This is a genomic window from Nonomuraea sp. NPDC048881, from assembly GCF_040649795.1.
Lineage (GTDB): Bacteria > Actinomycetota > Actinomycetes > Streptosporangiales > Streptosporangiaceae > Nonomuraea.
The window spans coordinates 246,183-254,413 of the sequence record NZ_JBEZGC010000012.1 but is presented as its reverse complement, the minus strand read 5'-3'; the positions used below and the strand labels follow the sequence as shown (position 1 = coordinate 254,413).

4 protein-coding genes and 1 pseudogene are annotated in these 8,231 nt (G+C 74.7%); 4 read left to right on the top strand and 1 reads right to left on the bottom strand.

Annotated features, from left to right (window positions below; genetic code table 11):
• Positions 1-50: 50 nt before the first annotated feature.
• Positions 51-1,065: pseudogene (locus AB0C33_RS35855) on the bottom strand (alkene reductase).
• Between the two features lie 203 nt (positions 1,066-1,268).
• Here AB0C33_RS35855 and AB0C33_RS35850 point away from each other — a divergent pair.
• From AB0C33_RS35850 to AB0C33_RS35835, 4 genes are all read left to right on the top strand, one after another.
• Complete coding sequence (locus AB0C33_RS35850; RefSeq protein ID WP_358295639.1) at positions 1,269-4,457, top strand: BTAD domain-containing putative transcriptional regulator; 3,189 nt, start codon at positions 1,269-1,271, stop codon at positions 4,455-4,457.
• 187 nt (positions 4,458-4,644) lie between these two features.
• On the top strand, positions 4,645-5,754 hold the full coding sequence (locus AB0C33_RS35845; protein WP_358295636.1) for a S1 family peptidase: 1,110 nt from the start codon (positions 4,645-4,647) through the stop codon (positions 5,752-5,754).
• Positions 5,755-6,018: 264 nt separating this feature from the next.
• Positions 6,019-7,029: a hypothetical protein gene (locus AB0C33_RS35840; RefSeq protein WP_358295633.1), complete on the top strand. Its 1,011-nt coding sequence runs from the start codon at positions 6,019-6,021 to the stop codon at positions 7,027-7,029.
• Positions 7,026-8,135 carry an FAD-dependent oxidoreductase gene (locus tag AB0C33_RS35835; RefSeq protein ID WP_358295630.1) on the top strand — a complete coding sequence of 370 codons (1,110 nt, stop codon included), beginning with the start codon at positions 7,026-7,028 and terminating at the stop codon, positions 8,133-8,135. The genes AB0C33_RS35840 and AB0C33_RS35835 overlap by 4 nt, the downstream gene beginning before the upstream one ends.
• The last annotated feature ends 96 nt before the right edge of the window (positions 8,136-8,231 follow it).

Sequence of the window (8,231 nt, the reverse complement as noted above, 5' to 3'; positions counted from 1 at the left end):
GTGGCCGCGGCCGGGAGCCGCGGCCACGCCGCCGGTGGGAGCAGGTGGTCTCAGGCCGGCACAGGCTGGCGCAGGGTCGGGTAGTCGGTGTAGCCGGTGTGGTCGCCGCCGTACCAGTGCTCGATGCGGACGGGGTTGAGCGGGGCCCCGGCGGCCAGCCTCTCGGGCAGGTCGGGGTTGGCCAGGAAGGCCCGTCCGAGCGACACCAGGTCGGCGCCCGCGTCGAGCAGCCGTTCCGCCTCGCGCCGGCCGCCGTCGGCGGGCAGCGGGCCCGGCCAGGGCTGGGCCGGGTTGGCGATCAGCGCGCCCGGCCAGGCGGCGCGCAGCCGCCGGTAGAGCGGCTGGTCCGGCTTGGCCCACACCAGGTGCAGGTAGGCCAGCCCGAGGCCGGACAGCTCCTCGACGAGCGCCGGGTAGAGCACGTCGGTGTCGCTCTCGCTCATCCCCTGCCCGGGGAACCCGGGCGACAGCCGCAGCCCGACCCGTTCCGGCCCGACGGCGGCGGCGACCGCGCGCACCACCTCGACGGCGAAGCGCATGCGCCGGGCCGCCGTAGGCGTCGGTGCGGTGGTTGGTGCCGTCGGCCAGGAACTGGTGGATGAGGTAGCCGTTGGCGCCGTGCACCTCCACCCCGGCGAAGCCGGCGTCCACGGCCCGGCGGGCGGCGGCGGCGAAGTCGGCCACGGTGGACTCGATCTCCTCCAGGCTCATCGTCCTCGGCACGACGGCCGGGCGGTTCCCGTCCGGGGTGGCGACCGGCTCGGGGAAGGCCACCGGGGACGGCGCGACGGGCCGCAGGCCGCTGTTGGCGGGGTGGCCGATCCGGCCGCCGTGCTGCAGCTGCACGAACATCCGGCCGCCGGCCTCGGCGACCGCCTCGGTGACCCGCCGCCAGCCGGCCACGTGCCTGGGCAGGTGCAGGGCGGGGATGTTCGGATAGGTCTGGCCGACGGCGTTGGGCGTGGTGGCCTCGGCGATGATCAGCCCGGCGGCCGACCGCTGGGCGTAGTACTCGGCCATGAGGTCGGTGGGCGTGCCGTCGGCGGCGGCGCGGTTGCGCGTCATCGGCGCCATCACCAGGCGGTTGGGCAGGCTCAGCGAGCCGAGCGTCGTGGGCTGGAACAGGGGCGACGTGCCGGACATGTCAGTGCTTCCGATCTGTGCGAGGCGGATCGCCGTGATCCGTGACCGAACTCTGCACCCGGGCGCTGCGGGGATCCTGACGATCTGCTGACGGTCCTCCTCCGGCGCGTGTGTACGGTTCTCCCATGCGGTTCGCAGTGCTCGGCCCGCTCGCCGTGTGGGACGACGAGGGGCGGCCCGTCAAGATCGTCGAGAGCAAGGTCCGGGCCCTGCTCGCCGACCTGCTCGTCCACGAGGGGCGGCCGGTGCCGGCCGACCGGCTCATCGACGACCTGTGGGGCGACGAGCCGCCGGGGCGGGCCGGCAACGCGTTGCAGGCCAAGGTGTCGCGGCTGCGCGCGGCTCTGGGGCGCGACCGGGTGCCGTACCAGGCGGCCGGGTACCGGCTGCGGCTGGAGGCGTCCGACGAGGTGGACGCGGCGCGCTTCCGGTCCCTGGTCACCCTGGCCCGCCCGGCCGGCGACCCGCGCGAGCGCGCCGCGCTGCTGACCGAGGCGCTCGGGCTGTGGCGCGGACCCGCGTTCGCGGACGTCGCCGACGAGGAGTTCGCGCGGATCGCGGCGCGGCGGCTGGCGGAGGAGCGCCTGTCCGTGCTGGAGGAGCAGGCGGAGGCGCGGCTGGCGGCGGGCGACCACCTGCTGCTGGCCGGCGAGCTGGCGGGGCTGGTGGCCCGTCATCCGCTGCGGGAGCGGCTGCGCGCCGTCCAGCTCCGCGCCCTGTACGTGGCGGGGCGCCAGAGCGAGGCCATCGCCTCCTACGGCGACCTGCGCGACCGGCTCGCCGACGAGCTGGGCGTCGACCCGTCCCCCGCCCTGACCGCCCTGTTCGAGGCCATCCTCCGCCAGGATCCCGCCCTCCTGCCCACCGCGAGCGCCGGGGGACCCGTTCGCCCGGTCGCGGGCGGCGTCGCGGAGCCCGGCCGGGAGGCGCGGACGAACCTGCCCGCGCCGCTCGGCGACCTCGTCGGGCGGGACGCGGCGGTCGCCGAGGTGGGCCGGCTGCTCGGGGACGTCCGGCTGGTGACGCTGACCGGTCCCGGCGGGGTCGGCAAGACGCGCCTGGCGCTGGAGGCCGCCCGCCGGGCCGCCCACGGGTCCCAGGGGTTCGGCGACGGGGTGTGGCTGGTGGAGCTGGCCGGGTGGCGCGGCGATGCCGGCGATCTGGCGCAGCACGTCGCCGCCGTCCTCGACGTCCGCGACGACGCCCCCGCGTTCGGCGCGGGCCCGGCGGCCGGGACGCCCGGGGCGCGGCTGGCCGCCGCCCTGCGGGAGCGCGAGATCCTGCTGGTGCTGGACAACTGCGAGCACGTCGTCGAGGCCGCCGCCGGCCTGGCCGCCGGGCTGCTGGCCGCCGCGCCCGGGCTGCGGATCCTGGCCACCGGCCGCGAGCCGCTCGACCTGGCCGGTGAGCGGGTGTTCCTGGTCGAGCCGCTGCGGCCGGCCGACGCGGTCCGGCTGTTCGTCGAGCGCGCCGCCGCGTCCGCGCCCGGCTTCTCCCCCGACGACGAGACCCGCGAGCTGGTGGCCGAGCTCTGCCGCCGCCTCGACGGCCTGCCGCTCGCGCTCGAACTGGCCGCGACCCGGGTCCGCGGGCTCGGCGTACGGGAGCTGGCGGTGCGGCTGGAGGACAGGTTCGCGCTGCTCACCCGCGGACGCCGCGGCGCGCCGGAGCGGCAGCGGACGCTGCGCGCGGTGATCGACTGGAGCTGGGAGCTGCTCAGCACGCCCGAACGCGTCGTGCTGCGCCGCCTGGCCGTCCACCGCGACGGCTGCACGCTGGAGGCCGCCGAGGCGGTGTGCCCGGGTGACGGCGTGGCCGCCGAGGAGGTCCTCGACCTGGTGACCAGGCTGGTCGACCGCTCGCTCGCCGTGATGACCGACGGCCCCGCGGGCCCCCGGTACGGGTTGCTGGAGTCGGTCGCCGCGTACGCCGCCGAACGTCTGGGCGAGGCCGACGACCTCGGCGAGGCGCGCGGCCGGCACCTGCGCTACTACACGGACCTGGCCGAGCGCGCCGAGCCCGAGCTGCGCGGCCCCGGCCAGCGGGAGTGGCTGGCCCGGCTCGACGCCGAGGCCGCCAACCTGCGCGCGGCGCTGGAGGAGGCGGTCGGGACCGGCGACGCCGTCCTGGCCGGGCGCCTGGCCGCCGCCCTGTCGTGGTGGTGGCTGCTGCGCGGCCGGCTGCACGAGGGCCGCCGCAGCCTGGCGCGGGTGTGCGCCATGTCCACCGAGGCGGCCTCCGCGGCGGACCCCGAGTCGGCCGGCGCGCAGGTGGCCCACGCGGCGTTCCGGCTGCTGACCGGGGAGCGCCCCGGCCCGGCGTCCTGCGACGTTCCCGCCCCGGACGGCGCGGCCGTGCCGGGACATCTGGCCTGGCTGTACGCCTACGCCCTGTTCAGCGCCGGCGACCTCGGCACGGGCGCGCTCGACGTGGCCGCCGCGTCCGGCGACCGGTGGACCACCGCCGCCACGCTGGCCCTGCGCGCCACGCACGCGATGCTCCGCGACGACCTGGCCGGAGCCGACCGGGACGCCCGCCGCGGCGCGGAGCTGTTCCGCGAGCTCGGCGACCGCTGGGGCGAGCTGCAGACCGTGCCGCCGCTGTCGTCCGTCGCCGAGATCAAGGGCGATCACGCCGAGGCGGCCCGGCTCCAGGAGGAGGGGCTGCGCATCGCCGAGGAGCTGGGCCTGGCGGGCGAGCTGTCGGTCCGCCACTCCGGGCTCGGCCGCCTGGCACTGCTGGCCGGCGACTGGGACCGCGCCCGCGACCTGCACGAGCGCGCGCGAGACCTGGCCGCGCGGCAGGGCCACCTCTACGGCGAGGTGCACGCGGTGATGGGCCTGGCTCTCGGCGCCCGGCGGTCCGGGGATCTCGACGCCGCCGAGTCCTTCCTGGCCCGCCTGCGCGACGTCTATCCCTCCTCACCCGCGGGCGCACACCTGGTCCATGCCGAGCTGGGGTTCGTGGCCGAGCTGCGCGGCGATCACGAGTCGGCCGCCGCGAGCCACCGGCGCGGCCTGGAGATCGCCCGCTCGACCGGAGAGCCCCGGACCCTGGCGCTCTCCCTGGAGGGTCTGGCCGGAGCGGCGGCGCTGGCCGGAGCGGCGGAACGGGCCGCGCTGCTGCTCGGCGCGGCCGACGGGTTGCGCGGCAGCATGGGCACCCCGCTGCCGGCCGCCGAACGCGGCGACGTGGAGCGGATCACCGCGTCCGCCGTCGCCGTGCTGGGCCGGGACGTCTTCGCCGCGACGTTCCTGCACGGCACAAACAACTTTCTTGACATCGCCGAAAATGCCGGGTCGAACTTTTCATGAGTCCTGCTCGGGCCGATGCGATCTCATTTGCCGGAACATAACGCCAGGTCAGCAGCGCGCCTGAGGTGGCCACACCCCTTCCTTGATCTATTACTCCCGGTCAAAAAATCAGTATGACAGCCCCTTGCCCTCCTTGGGGATTTTGTTCATATTTGCGGGCAAGTCACCCCACCCTCAGGAGGCTCCAGTGAGCATCCATGGCTTACGGATCCGGCGCGCCGCACTGATCGTCGCCACCGCCGGACTCCTCACCGGCGCGGTCACGGGCGTACCCGCCCAGGCATCGCCCGCGCCGGCCCAGCCCGCCGCCGACCCGGCCGCCGCCGCGGCCAGGCTGGAGGGGCAGCTCGGCGCCCGCACCGCCGGCTCCTACTTCGACCAGGCACAGGGCAAGATGGTGGTCACCACCACCGATCCGGCCGACGCCGAGGCCATCACCGCCTCGGGCGCCGTGCCGCGTGTCGTGTCCCGCAGCGGCCCCGCGCTTGAGGCCATCATGTCCCTCCTCGACCGCACGGCCGCCGTCCCCGGCACCGCGTGGGCCGTCGACCCGGCCTCCAACCAGGTCGTCGTCTGGGTGGACAGCACCGTCGCGAGCAGCGCGCGCACCAAGGTCCAGATCGCGGTCCAGCAGGCCAACACGCAGGCGGCCGCCGCGCAGGGCCAGAGCGCCGAGGCGGCCACGCCCGCGGTGCGCGTCGAGAACGAGCCCGGCAGGTTCAGCCTCTTCATCCAGGGCGGCGACGCGATCTACGGCGGCCAGTACCGCTGCTCGCTGGGCTTCAACGTGGTCAGCGGTTCGACCTACTACTTCCTGACCGCCGGCCACTGCGGCAACATCGCCTCCACGTGGTACGCCAACTCCGCGAAGACCACGACCCTGGGCAACACGACGGGATCCAGCTTCCCGGGCAACGACTACGCCATCGTCAAGTACACCAACACCAGCATCGCCCACCCGGGCGGCGTGGACCTCTACAGCGGCTCGCGTGACATCACCAGCGCGGGCAACGCCTACGTCGGCCAGTCCGTGCAGCGCAGCGGCAGCACGACGCACGTGCACAGCGGCTCGGTGACGGCGCTCAACGCCACCGTGAACTACGCCGAGGGCACCGTACGCCAGATGATCAAGACCAACGTCTGCGCCGAGGGCGGCGACAGCGGCGGCGCGCTGTTCTCCGGCGGCGTCGCGCTCGGCCTGACCTCCGGCGGCAGCGGCAACTGCTCCAGCGGCGGGACGACGTTCTTCCAGCCGGTCACCGAGGCGCTGAGCGCCTACGGGGTGAACGTCTTCTGATCGGCCGCTGACCGCGGGTGAGCCGATCTCCGTGCGGGTCGCGTGCAGGCGCGGCCCGCACGTTCGCGTAAAAGAACCTATACAAACCAGACAAAACGCCCTAATGTGGGCATCGCCCCAGTCGGCAACGACTGGGGCGCCAAACCTCCTCCGCCGGCGCGCGCGACGACCGCCCAAGGCGCCCTCTTTACGGACAATTCCCCTTCCGGCCGCCGCCCGACCCCCTCAATTACGGATCGTAACGGCTGTGTTACTGTCCGCGTTATGAACAAATCGGCCACTGAGCGGCAGATCGAAATTCTCTGGCCCACCATCGGCGTATCGGTCACAGCAGACCTTGACGGACGCAACCGCGACCTCGCCGACGCGTTGTGGCGCACCCTGCCCTACCGCAGCCTGCAAGGCCACGCCCTCGTGGCGGGCCACCACCTCTACCATCTGGCCCCGATGCCCGAGTTGCTGCACGTCCCGGGCGTCCACAAGATCGACCGGCGGATCGCGCCCGACGGATCGGTGTTCTGCTCCCGTCTCCAGCACCTCGGCATCAAGTACGGCCCGCTGAGCGAGCCCATGCCCGCCACGCCCATCGGCACCGTCCGCGAGGAGGACCTCGACGCGCTCGCCGAGGCCGGGAAGGCGGTGTGGCAGTCGGTGTACTCCGGCGGCGACCCCGTGATCGTCGAGGTGCGCAGGGCCGGCGACGGCGGCGGCCACCAGCTGCGCCGTCCGACGGCCCGGCACACCGAGGCCGAGCAGCTTCTCGCCGAGCTGCACGACGAGATCGAGCGCATCTGGCTCGACCCGCCCCAGGAGCTGGTCGACCTGCACGAGGGCCGCATCGCCTCGGGCGCGGGCAGCTTCGGCACCACGCTGACCACGATGCTGTTCGTCAACGGCGAGACCCGCCCGCTCGGCTACTGCTGCTACTCCGGCCTGGTCAGGGCCGCCCAGCAGCAGCAGCTCCCGCTGGAGTTCCTGCAGCAGATGGCGCGCATCATGGCCGCCACCCCGGCCGAGTTCCTCGGCTACTGCGGGCTGAACAAGCTGCACCAGTTCACCGAGCGCGCGCTGGAGGTCGCCGACCAGCTCCAGGACCGCGAGGACTTCGTCGCGCTCATGAGCCACATGGCCCTGTACGTCAACTGCCTGGGCGCCTGGAACCTCCAGCTCTTCCCGTGGCAGGTCGACGAGCACCTGCGCGCGGACGGCTCGGTGGCCCCGATCTCCGGCTCGATGCTGGCTCCCTTCCAGGGCGGGACGGTGGCCCCGGCATGAGCCAGGCCGACCGGGCCGAGGTGGTGGTCATCGGCGGCGGCGTGATCGGCCTGTCGATCGCGGCCCACCTGGCCGAGGCAGGGGTCGAGACCGTCGTCCTGGAACGCGACGACCTGGCCTCCGGCGCCTCGCGGGCCACCGCGGACGTGCTGCGCGCCTACTTCTCCGGCGACCCGGTCAGCTCCGCCATGGCGGTGCGCAGCCTGTCGGCCTACCAGTCGTTCCCGCGCTGGCCCGGCGCCGAGCTGCCGATGCGGCAGGTGGGCTACCTCGTGCTGTTCACCGAACGGGAGCAGGTGAACAGGTTCGAGGCCGAGCTGCCGGCGCAGCGTGCCGCGGGCGTGGACGTGTCGCTGATCGGCGCGGAGGAGGCCCGGCGGCTCAACCCGCTGGTCGAGGAGCCGTCGCTGCTGGCGGCCGCGTGGTCGCCGCAGGCGTTCGTGAGCGACACGGCCGCCATCGTGGAGGCGTACGCGGAGGGCGCGGCGCGGGCGGGGGCCTCGCTGCGCACCGGCTGCCCGGTCACCGCCGTCGATCCGGCCGCCGGACGGGTCGAGACCGCGGACGGCACGCTCACCGCGCAGGCGATCGTGTGCGCGGCCGGCGCCTGGTCGGGCTGGATCGCCTCGGCGGCGGGCGTGGACCTGCCGCTGACCGGGCCGGCGGTGCAGGAACTGCTCACCACCGGCCCGCTGCCCGACGTGCCGGACATGCCGGTCACCCTGCACGCCGCCAGCGGGCTGCTGATCCGCCGGCGCGGCGACCGCATCCTGATCGGCATGGGCAACCCCGGCACCGACCGGGACGCCTGGTTCGTCAAGGCCAGGGCCCAGCTCGCCACCACGTACCCGGACCTGGACCTGTCCGGGCTGGAGACGGCGGTGCGCGGCCCCAGGGACGCCAGCCCCGACCGGTCGGCCTTCATCGGCCGGCTGCCCGGATCGCCGGCGTTCCTGTACGCCACCGGGTTCTCCGGCCACGGGCTGTGCAACGCCCCGGCGGCCGGGGAGCTGGTCCGTGACCTGTACCTGGGCCACGACCCGGCGGACGCGTTCGGCTTCGACCCGATCGAGCTGTCGGCCGGGTCGCGGCGACGCTCGCGCTGACACCGCACCCGGACTCGTGCCGCCCGCGCCGACGCCGCATCCTTTCCGTGATCGAGGCGTGGCGTTGCCGCGGGTTGGCACGGCAGCGGGTACGAC